The following is an 18,128-nucleotide window of genomic DNA, read 5'->3' as shown; positions in this document are numbered from 1 at the left end:
CAATCTCCGGGCCTTTATCGTGCAGTTCGTCGCTCAAGCAGCGAGCGACCGGGTCGCGAGCGTTAGCGACCAGCAGGGTGTTTGGGGCCGCAGCCCCGAAGCATCAGAGCCCCAGCTTGGCCTTCAGGATGTCGTTGACCGCCGCCGGGTTGGCCTTGCCGCCCGTGGCCTTCATGACCTGACCGACGAACCAGCCGATGGCCTGGGGCTTTTCAGCCACCGCCGCCGCCTTGTCCGGATTGGCGGCGATGATCTCGTCCACGGCCTTTTCGATGGCGCCGGTGTCCGTGACCTGTTTCAGGCCGTGCTTCTCGACCACCTCGGCCGGCGAGCCTTCGCCGTTCCAGACGTGATCGAAGACCTCCTTGGCGATCTTGGACGAGATGACGTTCGTCTCGATCAACTCCACCAGCTGCGCGACGTGCGCCGCCGGCAGCGGATTCTCGCTGAAGTCCTTGCCCTCGGCCGCCAGGCGCGCCGACACCTCGTTGGTGACCCAGTTCGACACCAGCTTGGCGTCCCGCCCCTTGGCGGCGGCTTCGAAATAGTCGGCCTTCGCCTGTTCCGAGATCAGCACGATGGCGTCGTATTGCGACAGGCCATAGTCCGCCATCAGACGCTTGCGCTTGTCGTCCGGCAGCTCGGGCAGCGACGCCTTGATCTCGGCGATCCAGGCCTCTTCCAGGTCCAGCGGCAACAGATCGGGATCGGGGAAGTAGCGATAGTCCTGCGCCTCTTCCTTGGACCGCATCGAACGCGTCTCGCCGGCCGTCGGGTCGTACAGGCGCGTCTCCTGAGTGATCGAACCGTCGTCCTCCAGGATCTCGATCTGGCGGCGCGCCTCATACTGGATCGCCTGAGAAATGAAGCGGAAGCTGTTGACGTTCTTGATCTCGCAGCGCGTCCCCAGATAGCTGAAGTCGCCCGTCTGCTTGAATTTGTCGTAGTTGCCGGCCCGGCAAACCGACACGTTCACGTCGGCGCGCAGATTGCCCTTCTCCATGTCGCCGTCGCAGGTGCCCAGATAGATCAGGATGGTCCGGATCTTCTTCACATAGGCCACCGCCTCGTCCGGCGTGCGCAGGTCGGGACGCGACACGATCTCCATCAGCGCCGTGCCGGCCCGGTTCAGGTCGACGTAGCTTTCGGTCGGCGACAGGTCGTGGATCAGCTTGCCCGCATCCTGCTCCAGATGCAGCCGCTCGATGCCGACGTTGAAGAAGCTGCCGTCCTCGGCCTCCACCTCGACCACGCCTTCACCCACGATGGGGTAATAGAGCTGGCTGATCTGATAGCCGGTCGGCAGGTCGGGATAGAAGTAGTTCTTGCGGTCGAACTGGCTGCGGCGGTTGATCTGCGCGCGCAGGCCCAGACCCGTCTTCACCGCCTGTTCGACACAGTGCTTGTTCAGCGTCGGCAACATGCCGGGAAAGCCCGCATCGACCAGCGACACCTGCTCGTTCGGCCCCGCGCCGAAGCCGACGGCCGCGCCGGAGAACAGCTTGGCCTTCGACGCCACCTGGGCGTGGATTTCCAGGCCCATGACGATTTCCCAATCGCCGGTGCGGCCTTTGATGGTCTTGGTATTGTCGCTCATGCTCACCACCACTTGCCCGGCTTGGCCGTGAAGCCCGCCGCCCGTTCCAGCGCGGCGCCGACCTGGAAGACCGTCGCCTCGTCCAGCGCCTTGCCGATGACCTGCAGACCCAGCGGCAGGCCGCTGGCGTCCACGCCGGCCGGCACCGAAATGCCCGGCAGGCCGGCCAGATTGGTCGTCACCGTAAAGACGTCGTTCAGATACATGGTCAGCGGGTCGATCTGCTTATCGCCCAGCGCGAAGGCGGCCGACGGCGTCGATGGCGTCAGGATGGCGTCCACCTGGCCCCAGACGTTGTCGAAGTCCTCGGCGATGCGGCGACGCACCTTCAGCGCCTTGACGTAGTAGGCGTCATAGAAGCCGGCCGACAGCACATAGGCGCCGATGGTCAGGCGACGCTGGACCTCCTTGCCGAAGCCCTCGGCGCGCGAGGTCGCGTACAGGTCGTCCAGCGACTTGAAGTCCTCCGCCCGGTGCCCAAACCGCATCCCGTCATAACGGGCCAGGTTCGATGACGCCTCGGCCGGCGCCACAATATAATAGGTCGGCAGGGCGTATTTGGTGTGCGGCAGGCTGATCTCGACGATCTCGCACCCGGCGTCCTTCAGCCAGGCCACGCCCTGATCCCACAGCGCCTGAATCTCGGCCGGCATTCCGTCCACGACATATTCGCGCGGCACGCCGATGCGCAGACCCTTGACCGACTTGCCGACCGAAGCGGTCCAGTCGGGCGTCGGGATGTCCAGGCTGGTCGAATCCTTGGCGTCGAACGAACACATGGATTGCAACAGCAGGGCCGCGTCCTCGACCGTCTTGGTGATCGGGCCGGCCTGGTCCAGCGAGGACGCAAAGGCCACCATGCCGAACCGGCTGGCCCGGCCGTATGTGGGCTTGATCCCGACCGTCCCGGTGAAGGCGGCGGGCTGGCGGATCGAACCGCCGGTGTCCGACGCGGTGGCGGCCAGGCACAGGTCGGCCGCCACGGCCGAGGCCGAACCGCCCGACGAACCGCCCGGCGTCAGCTCGGCATTCGAGCCGGTTGATTTCCACGGGTTCTTCACCGGACCAAAGGCCGAGGTCTCGTTGGACGAGCCCATGGCGAACTCGTCCATGTTCAGCTTGCCCAGCATGACCGCCCCATCGCGCCACAGATTGGCGGTGACGGTGGATTCATACGGCGGCACGAAGCCACGCAGCATGTTGGAGCCGGCCGTCGTCTGAACGCCCTCGGTGCAGAACAGATCCTTGATCCCCAGCGGCGCGCCTTCCAGCGCCCCGCCCTGACCGGCGGCGATGCGGGCGTCGGACGCGCGCGCCATGTCCATGGCCTTGTCCGCCGTCACCTCGACATAGGCGTTCAGGGTCGGGTTTGCGGCCTCGATGGTAGTCAGAAAGGCCTGGGTGATTTCGGCCGAGGTGAAGTCCTTGGCCTTCAGCCCGTCGACGGCGCTCTTCAGGGTCAGTTTGGTCAGGTCGCTCATGACTATTCGACCACCTTGGGCACGACGAAGAAGCCGTCCGCCGACTTGGGCGCATTCGACAGGACCGCATCGACCTTGGCGCCGTCCGTGACGACGTCGTCGCGCAGGCGCAGCGGCTGGGCGACGTTCGAGGTCATCGGCTCCACGCCTTCGACATCCACCTGATCCAACTGCTCGATCCAGGCCAGGATGCCGTTCAGCTCCTGCGCCAGCGGCTCCAGCCGGTCCTCGGGGGTCTTGATGCGGGCGAGATGCGCAACCTTGCGCACCGTCGCAGCGTCGATGGCCATGCGGCCCTCCAACACACAAATTGAAAACGAAGCGGTCGGATTAGCCGCCCGCACTGGGATTCACAAGGATCAGCCCCCTTCGTCAGGCGTGATCTTACTGCGACGTGCTGACGGACACCGCGTCGGGCCGGCTCTCACCGCCTGAAGGGAAGTCGATCTGCACCGTGCGCTCCACCTTCAGGATGTCGCCGTTCGGCCCCGCCGTGTCCTGACGCACCGCCAGCACCACGCGACCGGCCTTCGCTTCGACGACCTTCCATTCGGCGTAATCGCCTAAAGGATAGGCGCGCCAGCCCTCGGCCGAGCCGCCGAACAGGGCGAAATAGGTCACCAGACCATTCACCGCCGGATCGCCGCCCGACAGGCTGAAGACCTTGGCGTTCTGGTCCGGCAGGGCCTGCAACTGCGAAACATCGGCGGCCGTACCGATCTCTTCGCGAGCAGCCGCGGAGCTCCGTTCGGTAGGCCCGACCCGCTTGGCGGTCGGTGGCGGGGCCGCGCGTGTGATCGCGGCCGGCGTCGGTACGGCTGCCGCAATCTGCGTGTCCTCGGCGGTCTGGATCCTGGCCGGCGCGTCGGACTGTCCGCAACCACTCAGCACAAGCCCGAAAGCCGTCATGGCCGCTGTCGCCATGCGCATGTCATCGTCCTTCCTGTCGATCGTCGTCACCATCGCCTTTGACTTCGGTCCGCGCCAGTCCTAACCGCAGGCCGTGCCCGTCCTTGACCTCCTCGACCTGCCCGCCGCCTGCCCGCCCGACACCCCGTGGATGGGGCTGGATCTGGGTGAGAAGACCATCGGCGTCGCCGTGTCGGATTCCACCCGCCTGATCGCCTCGCCGCTGGAGCTGATCCGCAAGTCAAAGTTCACGCAGGAAGCCGAACACCTGTTCAAGCTGATGGCGCATCGCAAGGTTTCGGCCCTGGTCATCGGCCTGCCCGCCAACATGGACGGAACGGAAGGCCCGCGCGCCCAGTCGTGCCGCGCCTTCGCCCGCAATCTGGAGCGGCTGCGGCCCGTCAACATCGCCTTCTGGGACGAGCGGCTGTCCACCAGCGCCGTCGAGCGCTTCCTGATCGAAGATCTGGACCTGAACCGCAAACGCCGCGCCCAGGTCGTGGACCGCACCGCCGCCGCCTGGATTCTGCAAGGGGCGCTGGATCGGGTTCGGGACCAGGCGACCTGGGTTTGACGGCCCTGATCGCCGGCGTCCTGCCGGTCTTTCTGATGATCGCCCTGGGCTATGGCTTGCGAAAGTCTGGCTTCCTGCCCGACGAGGCCTGGCGGCCGATCGAGAAGCTGTCGATCAACATCTTCTATCCCAGCTTCCTGATCCCCGCGATCTGGCACGCCGACCTCGCCGGCGGCGGCGCGACCGTAGCGGGCGCTGCGGCAATCGGGGCGACCCTGATCGTGGCGGCGGCGGCCCTGGCGTCCAAGCCCCTGATCACCCTGGACGGCCCGGCCTACACCAGCGTCTTTCAGGGCGTGATCCGCTGGAACAGCTTCGTCTTCGTGCCGGTGATCCAGTCGGTCTATGGCTCCGAAGGCACGGCGCTGGCCGCCGTCGCCATCGCCTTCATCATTCCCGTCACCAACATCGCTTGCGTCGCCGTGCTGGCGAAATGGGGTTCTCTGCGGCGCGAGCCTTCCGTTGTCGGCCTGATCAAGTCGATGCTGGCTAATCCGATCCTGCTGGCCTGTCTGATCGGCCTGGCGCTGAACCTGTTACGCGTGCCGCTGATCCCGGGTCTGTCGGATGCGATGGATCTGCTGGGCGCCGCCGCCCTGCCCTTGGGCCTGATCGTCGCCGGGGCGGGACTGTCCTTCGCCGAGGTCAAACGTCGCCGCACCACCATCGCCGCCGTCAGCCTGGTCAAACTAGGTGTCATGCCGCCGCTGATGTGGTTCATCGCCTGGGCGTTGGGCGGCGACAGCCTGGCGCAAGGCATCGCCCTGATCTGCGGTGCCGCGCCCGGCTCGGCCGCCTCCTATATCCTGGCGCGTCAGATGGGCGGCGACGCGCCCCTGATCGCCGGCGTCATCGCCCTGACCACCGTGGGCAGCGCCGTGGTCATTCCTATCCTGCTGGCCCTGTTCCACTTCACCTGACTGGCGTTCAGGGCGAGTCACGCCTATAGCCGCGTCTCGATGACCCAGCCCGCTCAAGTCACCGATCAGACCATCCGCGACCGGCTGGTTCCGTTCCCCAAACCGCACTTCCTGGCCGCATCGGACCTCGATCCGTATGTGACGCCGCAGTTGCTGGATCTGGGCGACGCCTTCGTCGACTTCAATCGTCAGTCGTCTAAGGCCCTGGATCTGCTGCACGGGCGCACGGTCGTGAATCTGTTCTTCGAGAACTCGACCCGCACCAGTTCCTCTTTCGAGATCGCCGCCAAGCGGCTGGGCGCCGACGTCGTCACCATGCCAGTCGCCTCCTCCTCGGTGAAGAAGGGCGAAACCCTGATCGACACGGCGGTCACCCTCAACGCCATGAAGCCCGACATCCTGATCATCCGCCACTCGGCCTCGGGCGCGGCCGAACTGCTGAGCCAAAAGGTCGGCTGCGCCGTCGTCAACGCCGGGGACGGTCGTCACGAACACCCGACCCAGGCTCTTCTGGATTTGCTGTCCATGCGCCGCGCTTTTGGCGATGTGACCAGCCTGACCGTGGCCATCTGTGGCGACATCACCCACAGCCGCGTGGCCCGCTCCAATGTCGCCTTGCTGCAGATGATGGGCGCGCGCGTACGCCTGATCGGGCCGCCGACTCTGGTGCCCGGCGACGCCGACCGCTGGGGCTGCGAGGTCTTCCATGACATGCGCGAGGGTCTGAAAGGCTGCGACGTGGTCATGATGCTGCGCCTTCAACTTGAGCGTATGGCCGGCGCCCTTGTCCCCTCGACCCGCGAATATTTCCGCTTCTGGGGCCTGGATCGCGAGAAGCTCGCCTGGGCCAATCCGGCCGCCCGCGTCATGCACCCCGGCCCGATGAACCGCGGCGTCGAGATCGATTCCGACGTGGCCGACGACCTTGATGTCTCCCTGATCCAGGATCAGGTCGAGATGGGCGTCGCCGCCCGCATGGCCGTGCTGGCCTCCCTCTCCGCCCGTTGGGGAGACGCCCGATGACCACCGTCGCCATCATCAACGCCCGTCTGCTGGACCCCGCAACGGACTACGACGGCCCAGGCGGCCTGCTGATCCAGAACGGCCGCATCAGCCGCGTTATCCATGGTCCGACGCCGGACCTGGCGGCGGATCAGATCATCGACGCCGACGGCCTGTGCCTCGCGCCTGGCCTGATCGACATCCGGGTCAAGACCGGCGAGCCGGGCGCCGAGCCCAAGGAGACACTGAAATCCGCCAGCCTGGCCGCTGCCGCCGGCGGCGTGACGACCATCGTGGTTCAACCCGACACCGATCCCGCCGTCGATGACCCGGCCATGATCGACTTCATCCAGCGGCGCGGCGCGGCCCTGAACCTCGTCAACGTCCGCGCCGCCGGAGCCGCGACCAAGGCTCTGGACGGCCAGCGCATGGCCGAGATCGGCCTGATGGACGAGGCCGGCGCCCTGTATTTCACCGACGGCGACAAGGTCATCGTCAACAGCCGCACCCTGCAAAGGGTGATGAGCTACGCCGCCGCCTTCAACGCCCTGATCGCCTGCCGCCCGGCCGACCCTTGGCTGACGGAAGGCGCGGTCGCCGCCTCCGGAGAACTGGCCACGCGCCTGGGCCTTTCCGGCAGCCCCGCCATCGCCGAGCGGATCGGGCTGGAGCGCGATCTGGCCCTGGTCGAACAGACCGGCGCGCGGTTCCTGGTGGATCAGATTTCGACCCAGGGCGCCCTGGACACTCTGGCTCGCGCCCGCGCCAAGGGGCTGGAGGTCGCCGTCAGCGTCTCGATCAACCACCTGTGCTTCAACGAGGTGGACATCGGTGACTACCGCACCTTCTACCGGCTGGACCCGCCGCTGCGCTCCGAAGCGGATCGTCAGGCCCTGATCGAGGCTGTGCGGGAGGGCCTGATCGACGTCATCACCTCGGCCCACGCCCCCGCCCCCGCCGAGGACAAGCGGCGCCCCTTCGCCGAGGCCGCGCCCGGCGCGATCGGCCTGGAGACCCTGCTGCCCGCCGCCCTGACCCTGCACCACGAAGACGGTCTGGACCTGCTCGACGTGCTGCGTCCGCTGACCCAGGGCCCCGCCGCCCTGCTCGGCCTCGACGCGGGCGTCCTGGCCGAGGGCGCGCCGGCCGACGTCATCCTTTTCGACGCCGGCGCCCCCGTCATCATCGACGCCGACGCCCTTCACTCCAAGTCCAAGAACTCACCCTTCGACGGCCGCCGGCTTCAGGGCAAGCTGATCGGAACCTGGGTGGGCGGTCGCAAGGTCTTCTAAGGCTCAGATCAGAGCGGCCGCGCGCACGTCGCGGCCTTGGCCACTTCGGCTCCCAGCACCGACTTGACGGCCAGTGGCGTATCGGTGGCGATCACGGTCACGCCCTGGCGCACCAGATCGCGGTATTCCGAAACGTCCCCGTCGGCGGCGTATCGGTCGTCGCGGCGTACGCCCTCGGCGCCCAGGGTGCCGAACTGAACCTCGACCCCGGCCTCACGCAGGGCGCGCCACAGCGCCGGACGCTCTTCGCGCGTGCCGGTCCAGGCCAGGATTTGCGCTGGGTTCAGCCCGCTCAGGTCATCCACGCCGCCCAACCCGGCCGAAATCATCATTTCCGGCGCCATGGCCGCCACCGCCCGCGCATCGGCGTCGTTATAGGTGATCAGGATCACCCGGTTTTCGGCCCGTGACCGTCGCACCTGATCGATCACCACCCGCGCCAGATCGACCGTGGTCTCGCCGTCGGCGGGTTTCAGGTCGATGCTGGCGATGGCCCCCACGCGTCCGGCGGCGTCCAGCGCCTCGCCCAGCGTCGGCGGCGCGGCGCGCGTCAGGGCGCCGTTCGACGCCTTCAGCCGCGCCTGTTTCACCTGGGCCAGCGTCAGGTCAGCGACCCGGCCGCGTCCCGTGGTCGTCCGGTCCATGGTGTCGTCGTGCATCAGAACCAGTTGCCGGTCCTTGGTCAGGACGGCGTCCAGCTCCAGGATCGCATTGGGGATCGCACGGCCTGTCGCCTCGATGGCGGCGATGGAGTTCTCGGGCTGGTCAAGCGCCGAAACCGCTCGGTGCGCCGAGATCGCCACTCCGCCGTCGCGCACGCAGTCGAAATAGGCCGCCATGGCCGGACCTGACGACGGCGCAGACGCCATCGGCGGCGCACCCACGCAACCTGTCGTCGAAAGCAGCAGCATGGTCGCGGCGGCGGCGGAAATACGGGTCATGGATCGGCTCCGGAAAGACGCGCGGACCAAACGCTGCGCCGATCATCGGGTCAAGAGGTCGGATCGCCCTTGCTCCCGGCCGCCCCGCGACGCATTTTGCCGCAACGACACGCGGGGAGCGAATCAACGTGCAGGATCTAGTGGCCCCGGCTCTCGGGACCTTGGCGCTGGTGGCGCTGGGCGGCTATCTGCTCGGCTCGATTCCGTTCGGCGTGGTGATCACGCGTGCAGCCGGCGCCGGCGACGTGCGCAACATCGGCTCAGGCAACATCGGCGCGACAAACGTCCTGCGCACCGGCCGCAAGGATCTGGCCCTGGCCACCCTGCTGCTGGACGCCGGCAAGGGCGCGGTCGCCCTGCTGATCGCCCGTCATCTCTTCGGCAGCGAACTGGCCGGCGCCATCGCCGGCGGTGCAGCCTTCCTGGGCCACCTCTTCCCTGTCTGGCTGGGCTTCAAGGGCGGCAAGGGCGTCGCCACCTTCTATGGCCTGTTGCTGGCCGCCGCCTGGCCGCTGGGCCTGATGGCGGGGGCGGTCTGGCTGCTCTGCGCCTTCCTGTTCCGCTATTCGTCGCTGGCGGCGCTCATCTCATCGGCCACCGCGCCTCTGCTGGCGCTTCTGCCGCTCGCCGTCGTGGGCCTGCCGGTCAGCCTGCCCATCCTCGCCCTGACCGTCTTCGCGGCCGTCCTGATCTGGGTTCGACATCACCAGAACATCGCCCGGCTGCTGAAGGGTGAGGAACCGCGCATCGGGGCCAAGAAGGCGTGAGCCTGGACCCGGCCGAACGCTTCGCCCGGCTGCGGCTCGCCCGCACCGACCGCATCGGCCCCGTCACCTTCACCCAACTGATCGGCCGCTACGGCTCGGCCCTCAGTGCGCTGGACGCCCTGCCCGATCTGGTGCGCAAGTCCGGCGCCGCCTCTGTTCCGCCGCCCGTCGAGGCGGTCGAACGCGAGATCGCCGCCGGCGACGCCATCGGCGCCCGGCTGCTGGTGCTGGGCGATCCCGACTATCCCGAAATGCTGGCCGCGCTCGATCCGCCGCCGCCGATCCTGTGGACACGCGGTCGCGTCGATCTGCTGAACCAGCCCTCGGTCGCCATCGTCGGCGCCCGCATCGCCTCGGCGGGCGGTCAGCGGATCGCACGCGGCCTGGCGCAACAACTCGGTCAGGCCGGTCATGTCGTCGTCTCGGGCATGGCGCGCGGCATCGACGCCGCCGCCCACGAAGGCGCCCTGGCGACCGGGACCGTCGCGGTCCTGGGCGGCGGGGTGAACGACATCTATCCGTCCGAACACGCCGACCTCTACGCTCGCCTGACGGAACAAGGCTGCGTCGTCTCCGAAAGCCCGGTCGGCGCCCGCGCCCAGGCGCGCGACTTCCCGCGCCGCAACCGCATCATCTCCGGCCTGTCGCGCGGAACGGTCGTTGTTGAGGCTGAGATCCGGTCCGGCTCCCTAATCACCGCCCGTCTCGCCGCCGAACAGGGCCGCGATGTCTTCGCCGTGCCCGGATCACCGCTGGATCCCCGCGCGCGCGGTCCGAACGAACTGCTGCGTCAGGGCGCCATCCTGTGCGAGGGGATCGAAGACATCGACCGCGCCTTCAACACCCTGCGCACCCTGCGTGAGCCGTCTGCCGATCCAATGCGATTCGACGGCGACATCGACGAAGCCTTCCTCGACCGCGTCGCCGCCTTGTTGTCGCCGACCCCGGCGCCGCGCGACGAGATCGCCCGTGCCCTGAACGCCCCGGTGTCCCAGGTCGCCGCCGCCCTGCTGGAGCTCAGCCTGACCGGCCGCGCCGACCTGCTGCCCGGCGGCCTCACTTCGCTCTAGGCCGCCGGATGACCCGCCACGCCTGCGGCCTGTTCCAGCAAACCAGCCAGGCGCACATCGCCCTCGTCCCGCGCCAACCGCGCCATTTCCAGCGCCATGGCGCCGATGTATTCCCGCGTCGGAAAGGCTGCCGCTTCGATATGCGCCTGGCGATCCGTTTCGCCGGCCGATTGAGGTTGCGCCGTCGCCATGATCGTCTCCGCTGCCAAGGGCACAATCTAACCGCGCCTCATTAAAACACAACTACCCTAGGGTGTAAGACAACGGGTGCGATTGACTCACGGCTCCGCTCCAACCACGTTCGCGCCCCTTCCCGAGACCGGACCGTTATGAACCTCGTCATCGTCGAGAGCCCCGCAAAGGCCAAGACCATCAATAAGTATCTGGGCTCGGACTATGAGGTCCTGGCCTCGTACGGCCACGTCCGCGATCTGCCGTCGAAGGATGGCTCGGTCCTGCCCGACGACGACTTCTCCATGCATTGGGAGGCCGACGCCAAGGGCGCCAAGCGCCTGTCCGAAATCGCCGAGGCCGCCAAGCGCGCCGACCGCGTCATCCTGGCGACCGACCCCGACCGCGAAGGGGAAGCCATCAGCTGGCACGTGCTGGAGGTGCTGAACAAGAAGAAGGCGCTGAAGGACACCCACGTCGAACGCGTCACCTTCAACGCCATCACCAAGTCCGCCGTGCTCGAGGCCATGGCCAATCCGCGCCAGATCGACATGGAGCTGGTCGAGGCCTATCTGGCTCGCCGCGCGCTGGACTACCTCGTCGGCTTCACCCTCTCGCCGGTCCTGTGGCGCAAGCTGCCGGGCGCGCGCTCGGCCGGACGCGTCCAATCCGTGGCGCTGCGCATCGTCGTCGATCGCGAGATGGAGATCGAGAAGTTCAAGGCTCAGGAATACTGGTCCATCGAGGCCGACCTGAACGCCGACAGCCCGCCCTTCACCGCCCGCCTGGTCAAGCACGCCGGCAAGCGCATCCAGCGTCTGGACATCAACGACGAGGCCACGGCTTCCGCCGCCCGCGCGGCGATCGCCGCCGGCGACTTCACCATCAATGCGGTGGAGAAGAAGCCCGTCCGCCGCAATCCGGCCCCGCCCTTCACCACCTCGACCTTGCAACAGGAGGCGGCGCGCAAGCTCGGCTTCTCGGCCCAGCGCACCATGCAGGCGGCGCAGAAACTGTATGAGGGCGTCGACGAGACCGGCGGCCTGATCACCTATATGCGGACCGACGGCGTCCAGACCACGCCCGAGGGCATCGCCCAGGCGCGCGAGGTCATCAGCCAGGCGTTCGGCCCGGCCTTCGTTCCGCAAGAACCGCGTTATTACAAGACCAAGGCTAAAAATGCTCAGGAAGCGCACGAAGCGATCCGGCCGACCAACATCGCCCGCCATCCCGACAGCCTGCGCCTCGAATCCGATCTCCAACGCCTCTACGAACTGATCTGGAAGCGGATGGTCGCCTCGCAGATGGAGGCGGCCCGGATGGACCGCACCACCGTCGATATCGAGACCGCCGACGGCCAGACCGGTCTGCGCGCCACCGGCCAGGTCGTCACCTTCGACGGCTTCCTCGCCGTCTATGAGGAAGGCCGCGACGAAAAGCAGAAGGGCGCCGAAGACGACGAGAGCGACGACACCAGCCGCCTGCCCGCGCTCAAGGAAGGCGCCAAGGCCAAGGTCGACGCCATCCGCACCGACCAGCATTTCACCGAACCGCCTCCACGCTATTCGGAAGCCACCCTGGTCAAGAAGCTGGAAGAACTGGGCATCGGCCGCCCCTCGACCTACGCCTCGACCTTGTCGACCCTGCGCGACCGCGAATATGTCCGCGTCGACAAGAACCGCTTCCATCCCGAGGATAAGGGACGGCTGGTGACGGCCTTCCTGGAGCAGTTCTTCAGGAAGTGGGTCGAATACGACTTCACCGCCGGGCTGGAGACCCAGCTCGACGAGGTCTCGGCCGGTCAACTGGACTGGAAGGTGCTGCTGCGCAACTTCTGGCAGGATTTCCACGCCGCGACGCAAGCCGCCGGCGAACTGCGCACCACGGCCATTCTGGACGCCCTGAACGAAAGCCTCGGCGCCCACATCTTCCCGGACAAGGGCGACGGGACCGACCCGCGCGAGTGCCCCCTGTGCCACCAGGGCCAACTCAGCCTGAAGACCAGCCGCTTCGGCGCCTTCATCGGCTGCGATCGCTATCCCGAGTGCAAATACACCCGCCCCGTCGCCAGCCCGTCGGCGGAGGACGGCTCGGCCGAGAGCGGCGACCGTGAACTGGGCGTCGATCCGGAAACGGGCCAACCGGTCCAGCTGAAGATCGGCCGTTTCGGCCCCTATGTCGAAATCGCCCCGCCCGAGGGCGACAAGCCCAAACGCTCGTCCCTGCCCAAGGGCTGGTCGCCGGCCTCCCTGTCGCTGGACCAGGCCCTGCGCCTGCTGGCGCTGCCGCGCGAGGTCGGGGTCCACCCCGAGGACGGCAAGATGATCACGGCGGGCCTGGGCCGTTACGGACCCTTCGTCCTGCACGCCGGCACCTACGCCAATGTGTCTGACATCGACGAGGTGTTCGAGGTCGGCCTGAACCGCGCCGTGGCCCTGCTGGCCGAGAAACGCGCCGGTCGTCCCGGTCGCGGCGCGGCGACGGCCCCGCTGAAAGACCTGGGCGCCCACCCGGAAACGGGCGAGCCGATCCACGTCATGGCCGGCCGCTTCGGGCCCTACGTCAAGTCCGGCAAGATCAACGCCACTCTGCCGAAGGGCACGGCGCCCGAAGACCTGACCCTGGAAGACGCCCTGCCACTCCTCGCCGCCAAGGCCGGCGCCGCGCCCAAGAAGAAGGCGCCCGCCAAGAAGGCCGCCGCCCCCAAAAAAGCCGCCGCCAAGAAACCGGCCGCAAAGAAGGCTCCGGCCAAAAAAGCCAAAACCGCCGAGTAATCCCTTCTCCCCTCGGGGGAGAAGGTGGCTCGCGCAGCGAGACGGATGAGGGGGCTGCCAGACGCAGTCTCCCCCTCACCGTCCCGAGGCGGACAGAGCCCCCTCATCCGAGGCCTGCAGCCCCACCTTCTCCCCCAAGGGGAGAAGGACGCCTGACGCATGGCGCGAATCCCCCCCGCGCCCTATCTTCGCCTGCTCATGCCCATCCGCCGTCTCTCCCCCGAAACCGTCAACCGCATCGCCGCCGGCGAGGTGGTCGAGCGGCCGGCCAGCGCCATCAAGGAACTGGTCGAGAACGCCCTCGACGCCGGCGGCCGCAACATCGAGATCCAGGCCGACGGCGGCGGCCTGTCGCGCATCCTGATCGCCGACGACGGCAAGGGCATTCCGCGCGAGGAACTGCCCCTGGCCATCGAACGGCACGCCACCTCCAAGCTGGAACCGGACGACGCCGGCGACGTGGACCTGTTGCGCATCCACACCCTGGGCTTCCGGGGCGAGGCCCTGCCCTCCATCGGCTCGGTCGCCCGCCTGTCCATCACCACCCGTTCCCGCGACGAGACCGAGGCCTGGGCCATCACGGTCGAGGGCGGCGAGACCCGTCCCCTGGCCCCCGCCCCCTTCCCCGGCCCGCACGGCGCGCGGGTCGAGGTGCGCGACCTCTTCTACGCCACCCCCGCCCGCCTCAAGTTCATGAAGTCCGAGCGGTCCGAGGCCATGGCCATCTCGGAAGAGATCAAGCGCCAGGCCATGGCGCACGAGGCCGTCGCCTTCACCCTGTCGCTGGACGGCAAGGTCACGCTTCGCCTGCCCGCGGAACACCCCGGCGATCAGGGCCGGCTGAAACGGCTGTCCGCCCTGCTGGGTCGCGACTTCGAGGCCAACGCCCTGCTGATCGATCAGGAGCGCGACGGCGTGCGCCTGAGCGGATACGCCGGCCTGCCCACCTATTCGCGCGGCAATGCGGCGCATCAGTATCTGTTCGTCAACGGCCGCCCGGTGAAGGACCGGCTGCTGCAAGGGGCCCTGCGCGGCGCCTACGCCGACTTCCTGGCGCGCGACCGGCACCCGGCCGCCGTCCTCTTCCTCGACATCGATCCGCTCTATGTCGACGTCAACGTCCACCCCGCCAAGGCCGAGGTCCGGTTCCGCGATCCGGCCCTGGTGCGCGGCCTGATCGTCGGCGCCCTGCGGCACGCGCTGCACGCCGCCGGCCACCGCGCCTCCACCACCGTCGCCGCCGACGCCATGGCGGGGTTCCAGCCCCACACCGGCGTCGCATCCGGCCCCGCCTACAGCCCCAGCGCCCCGTCGGCGCAAGGGTTCAGCGGGTGGACCGGCTGGTCTCAGCCCGCCGCCGCCGCCCAGGTCCTGCCCGGCCTCAACGAACGCAGCGCCCGCGTCGAGTCCGGCTGGGATGGCCCGTCATGGCCGTCGCCATCCGCCGATGCCGCCGCGATCAGTCACGAGCCACGATTCACCGTTCACGCCCCCGCCGACCCCCTCGACTACCCCCTGGGCGCCGCACGGGGGCAACTCCACGCCAACTATATCGTCGCCCAGACCCGCGACGGCCTGGTCATCGTCGATCAGCACGCCGCCCACGAGCGGCTGGTCTATGAGCGGATGAAGGCCCAGATGGCCGAGGGCTCCGTCACCCGCCAGGCCCTGCTGACGCCCGAGGTGGTCGATCTGGACCCCGCCGAGGCCGAGCGCGTCGCCTCCCGCGCCGAGGAACTGGCCGAGATGGGCCTGATCGTCGAGGCCTTCGGCGCCGGCGCCGTCCTGGTGCGCGAGACCCCGGCCATGCTGGGCGACACCGACGTTCAGGGCCTGATCCGCGACATCGCCGACGACCTGTCCGAACACGGCCAGGCCCTGTCGCTCAAGGAACGCCTCGCCGCCATCTGCGGCACCATGGCCTGCCACGGCAGCGTCCGCTCCGGCCGCGTCCTCTCGGCCCCCGAGATGAACGCCCTTCTCCGCCAGATGGAAGCCACCCCCCACTCGGGCCAGTGCAATCACGGCCGCCCGACCTATGTGGAGCTGAAACTGCACGATCTGGAGAAGCTGTTTGGACGGCGGTGAAGGTGCCTCACGACGCGAAGAGACCAACAAAGTGTAGCTCGTCGCGATAGTGCGCGACGACTACATCACGCTAAGTGCTGCATACGCCGCGAAATTTCCGTGCATATTGCCCCGCATGTGAATCGCGCGGGGGTGGTGCCGATGCCTTATGAGAATCTGGAGATCAGAGAGCTTCTGGTCAACCAAGCCAATGACCGCCATGGGGAATTGGGTAGCGAAGATTTGGCTATCGCCGAACTGTTTCGGCTACACGATGCCCAGATGCGCAACCTTGCCGCAGATATTGCGGAAGTAGGCACAATCTACGACCCTCCACTCGTCATGCCCATTGATGATCATTATATCGTCTTTGATGGCAACCGCCGCATTACGTGCCTCAAACTCCTGCTTAGTCCCGAGCGAGCACCTACTGCCGAACTGCGAGATTATTTTGTACGCTTGGCAGAAGAAGCGACTGTCCAAATTTCAGCATCAGTTACGTGCCAAATCGAGCATGATCGAAACCTCATTGATGCCATTTTGTATCGCAGACACACCGGATCTCAGCGAGGTGTAGGACAGTTAAGCTGGAATGATCGGGCGAAACTAAACTTCGTCGAGAGAACTGGACAAGGCGGCGGTGTAAATGTCGCGGCAGAAGTCGAACGCCTCCTAAGCGAAGCTGATCGCCTACCGTGCGGAGCGATACCTTGGTCCACACTGACCAGACTTCTATCATCGGAAGAATTTCGAAATCGGGCCGGCGTAAGTACAGCAGGTCGACGTTTTCGCTTAACCCATGATCCGGAAGTAGTGCTTGATGCTTTGAACCGCATTACCACGGATCTTTCCAATCAAACGATTACTTTGGGCAATCTCTGGAATAATGCCGGAAAGCGGGCTTACCTAAACTCGCTTCAGGACGAAGGCGTTCTTCCTGCAGAAAGCGAACGGCTGCCCAATCCAGCCAATCCAGGTAACCCTGACGGCACTGGACGCAATCCGGGACGTAACAAACGTCCACGGCCTCCACAAACGAACTTTGTGCCAAGCGATGCACCCCACATTCAGTGGATCGCTAATCAGCAGCGCATACGTGCGATTTGGGAAGAACTACAGTCACTTCAACTCAGATCTCATCCAAACGCAGTGTCAGCATTAATGCGTATTCTCCTCGAATTATCCGTGGAAAATTACATCGCCCAACACAATCTAAATGCCCCCGACAACCTCTCGCGGAGAGTTGGCGCAGTTTCTCGCCATCTTCTAGATCATGGAGCTATAGATCAGGACTATTTCGATGAACTGGAACGGATAAGGCTAAACGATCAGCTCATTTCGATTGCAAGTATGCAACGATATATACACTCGCCTGAGTTCGCCCCAATGGAACACGAACTTAGAACGTATTGGATCCGGCTTGGTCGATTCCTAGTCGCGGCCCTGAATAGATAATTTCAGATGATCAAACATTAGATTTTTATAGGTCTGATCGCGCCCCATGCCCTCCATCCTCTTCGTCTGCCTCGGCAACATCTGTCGTTCCCCCCTCGCCGAGGCCGCCCTGCGCGCCGAGGCGGAGCGGCTCCGTCTCGATCTGATCGTCGATTCCGCCGGGACCGGGGACTGGCATGCGGGCGAGCCGCCGGACCCGAGGGCGCAGGCGACGGCGCGGCGGCATGGGGTGGAGATTTCGGGGTTGCGGGCGCGGCAGGTGACGCCGGGCGACTTTCGCCGCTTCACCCATGTGATCGCCCTGGACCACGACAATCTTGAAAACCTGCGCCGCCTGGCCCCCGCCGATGCGACCGCCGAACTCAGCCTGCTGCTCGACCACGTCCCCGGTCGCGAGGGTCAGGCCGTCGCGGACCCCTATTTCGGCGACGACGACGGGTTCGAGATCACCTGGGCCGAGGTGACGGCCGCCGCGCGCGGCCTGGTCGCCAAACTGTAGCCCTCTCCCGTTCGCAGACGGGCGGCGTCGCCTCACTCTGCTGTCGGCGAAACCTTCAGGAACAGCACCCTGGCCGCGCCATAGTCGCGCGCGTCCAGCCGCTGATAACCGGGGGTGTCGATCTCCGGCTCGTCCGACCCGCGTTCGAACACCACTAGGGCGCCGGGCTTGAGCCAGTTTCCCTCGATCAGCCGCGCCAGCGTCTGCTCTCCCAGCCCCTTGCCATAGGGTGGGTCCAGAAACGCCAGGTCGAACGCCTCGGCGATCGGGCCGGGCCGCCCGCCCAGGTCCGTCGCGCTCCTGCGATGCACCCGCGTGCGTCCCATCAGCCCATAGGCGTCGGCGTTCTCGCGGATCGCGCCGCGCGCCCCGTCGTCCGTCTCGACGAACAGGCAGAAGCCCGCCCCCCGGCTGACCGCCTCGAACCCCAGGGCGCCCGAACCGGCGTACAGGTCAATGACCCGCAAGCCTTGCAGGCTCTCGCCCCAGGCGGCGTGTTCCAGCACGTTGAACACAGCCTGGCGCGCGCGGTCCGAGGTCGGGCGCGTGCCCTGCCCCTCCGGCGCGACGATGGCCCGGCCCTTCAGGCTTCCGGCGACGATCCGCATG

General features: G+C 66.9%; 17 protein-coding genes. 10 read left to right on the top strand and 7 right to left on the bottom strand.

Annotated elements, in window-relative coordinates; translation table 11 throughout:
• Positions 1 to 103: 103 nt before the first annotated feature.
• The 4 genes from gatB to HNP47_RS01865 all read right to left on the bottom strand — a co-directional run bounded on the left by gatB (position 104) and on the right by HNP47_RS01865 (position 4,008).
• Positions 104 to 1,597, bottom strand: a complete 1,494-nt coding sequence (gene gatB / locus HNP47_RS01880; RefSeq protein ID WP_184277909.1) for an Asp-tRNA(Asn)/Glu-tRNA(Gln) amidotransferase subunit GatB — start codon at positions 1,595 to 1,597, stop codon at positions 104 to 106.
• Between the two features lie 2 nt (positions 1,598 to 1,599).
• A complete protein-coding gene (gene gatA / locus HNP47_RS01875; protein ID WP_184277907.1) occupies positions 1,600 to 3,078 on the bottom strand; it encodes an Asp-tRNA(Asn)/Glu-tRNA(Gln) amidotransferase subunit GatA in 1,479 nt (492 codons plus the stop codon).
• A 2-nt stretch (positions 3,079 to 3,080) separates the two neighbouring features.
• Positions 3,081 to 3,368: an Asp-tRNA(Asn)/Glu-tRNA(Gln) amidotransferase subunit GatC gene (gatC, locus tag HNP47_RS01870; RefSeq protein ID WP_039247681.1), complete on the bottom strand. Its 288-nt coding sequence runs from the start codon at positions 3,366 to 3,368 to the stop codon at positions 3,081 to 3,083.
• A gap of 94 nt (positions 3,369 to 3,462) precedes the next feature.
• Positions 3,463 to 4,008, bottom strand: a complete 546-nt coding sequence (locus tag HNP47_RS01865; RefSeq protein ID WP_184277905.1) for a hypothetical protein — start codon at positions 4,006 to 4,008, stop codon at positions 3,463 to 3,465.
• 73 nt (positions 4,009 to 4,081) lie between these two features.
• Here HNP47_RS01865 and ruvX point away from each other — a divergent pair, with 73 nt between their 5' ends.
• Genes ruvX through pyrC form a run of 4 tightly spaced genes read left to right on the top strand, consistent with a single transcriptional unit; the run spans position 4,082 to position 7,775 of the window.
• On the top strand, positions 4,082 to 4,561 hold the full coding sequence (ruvX, locus tag HNP47_RS01860) for a Holliday junction resolvase RuvX (RefSeq protein ID WP_017506485.1): 480 nt from the start codon (positions 4,082 to 4,084) through the stop codon (positions 4,559 to 4,561).
• Complete coding sequence (locus tag HNP47_RS01855; RefSeq protein WP_184277903.1) at positions 4,558 to 5,481, top strand: AEC family transporter; 924 nt, start codon at positions 4,558 to 4,560, stop codon at positions 5,479 to 5,481. Before ruvX ends, HNP47_RS01855 begins: the two co-directional genes overlap by 4 nt.
• Positions 5,482 to 5,520: 39 nt before the next feature.
• Positions 5,521 to 6,504: an aspartate carbamoyltransferase catalytic subunit gene (locus tag HNP47_RS01850; RefSeq protein ID WP_184277901.1), complete on the top strand. Its 984-nt coding sequence runs from the start codon at positions 5,521 to 5,523 to the stop codon at positions 6,502 to 6,504.
• Positions 6,501 to 7,775 (top strand): dihydroorotase, encoded by a 1,275-nt coding sequence (gene pyrC / locus HNP47_RS01845; RefSeq protein ID WP_184277899.1) that lies wholly within the window; start codon positions 6,501 to 6,503, stop codon positions 7,773 to 7,775. Before HNP47_RS01850 ends, pyrC begins: the two co-directional genes overlap by 4 nt.
• An 8-nt stretch (positions 7,776 to 7,783) precedes the next feature.
• Here pyrC and HNP47_RS01840 read toward each other — a convergent pair whose 3' ends face one another.
• Positions 7,784 to 8,716 (bottom strand): glycerophosphodiester phosphodiesterase family protein, encoded by a 933-nt coding sequence (locus HNP47_RS01840; protein WP_184277897.1) that lies wholly within the window; start codon positions 8,714 to 8,716, stop codon positions 7,784 to 7,786.
• A 128-nt stretch (positions 8,717 to 8,844) separates the two neighbouring features.
• Here HNP47_RS01840 and plsY point away from each other — a divergent pair, with 128 nt between their 5' ends.
• Together plsY and dprA are read left to right on the top strand one after the other, a co-directional pair.
• Positions 8,845 to 9,483, top strand: a complete 639-nt coding sequence (gene plsY, locus HNP47_RS01835) for a glycerol-3-phosphate 1-O-acyltransferase PlsY (protein ID WP_039247674.1) — start codon at positions 8,845 to 8,847, stop codon at positions 9,481 to 9,483.
• Positions 9,480 to 10,553: a DNA-processing protein DprA gene (gene dprA / locus HNP47_RS01830; RefSeq protein WP_184277895.1), complete on the top strand. Its 1,074-nt coding sequence runs from the start codon at positions 9,480 to 9,482 to the stop codon at positions 10,551 to 10,553. Before plsY ends, dprA begins: the two co-directional genes overlap by 4 nt.
• Here the strand turns inward: dprA and HNP47_RS01825 are convergent.
• A complete protein-coding gene (locus HNP47_RS01825) occupies positions 10,550 to 10,744 on the bottom strand; it encodes a hypothetical protein (protein WP_184277893.1) in 195 nt (64 codons plus the stop codon). The genes dprA and HNP47_RS01825 overlap by 4 nt on opposite strands.
• Before the next feature lie 138 nt (positions 10,745 to 10,882).
• Here HNP47_RS01825 and topA point away from each other — a divergent pair, with 138 nt between their 5' ends.
• The 4 genes from topA (at position 10,883) to HNP47_RS01805 (ending at position 17,519) form a co-directional block, all read left to right on the top strand.
• Positions 10,883 to 13,498, top strand: coding sequence for a type I DNA topoisomerase (gene topA / locus HNP47_RS01820; RefSeq protein WP_184277891.1), 2,616 nt, complete (start codon positions 10,883 to 10,885; stop codon positions 13,496 to 13,498).
• A gap of 198 nt (positions 13,499 to 13,696) precedes the next feature.
• Entirely contained in the window at positions 13,697 to 15,586 is a 1,890-nt protein-coding gene (mutL, locus tag HNP47_RS01815) for a DNA mismatch repair endonuclease MutL (protein ID WP_184279068.1), read from the top strand.
• A 99-nt stretch (positions 15,587 to 15,685) separates the two neighbouring features.
• Positions 15,686 to 17,020 (top strand): hypothetical protein, encoded by a 1,335-nt coding sequence (locus tag HNP47_RS01810; RefSeq protein ID WP_184277889.1) that lies wholly within the window; start codon positions 15,686 to 15,688, stop codon positions 17,018 to 17,020.
• 46 nt (positions 17,021 to 17,066) lie between these two features.
• Positions 17,067 to 17,519: a low molecular weight protein-tyrosine-phosphatase gene (locus HNP47_RS01805; RefSeq protein ID WP_184277887.1), complete on the top strand. Its 453-nt coding sequence runs from the start codon at positions 17,067 to 17,069 to the stop codon at positions 17,517 to 17,519.
• A 32-nt stretch (positions 17,520 to 17,551) separates the two neighbouring features.
• Here the strand turns inward: HNP47_RS01805 and rsmD are convergent, their stop codons facing one another.
• Positions 17,552 to 18,127 carry a 16S rRNA (guanine(966)-N(2))-methyltransferase RsmD gene (gene rsmD, locus HNP47_RS01800; RefSeq protein ID WP_184277885.1) on the bottom strand — a complete coding sequence of 192 codons (576 nt, stop codon included), beginning with the start codon at positions 18,125 to 18,127 and terminating at the stop codon, positions 17,552 to 17,554.
• Position 18,128 lies beyond the last annotated feature (1 nt).

It is taken from the genome of Brevundimonas vesicularis, from assembly GCF_014204545.1.
GTDB lineage: Bacteria > Pseudomonadota > Alphaproteobacteria > Caulobacterales > Caulobacteraceae > Brevundimonas > Brevundimonas vesicularis_B.
The sequence above is the reverse complement of the archived record's forward strand: the minus strand, read 5'-3'. Positions and strand labels throughout refer to the sequence as shown.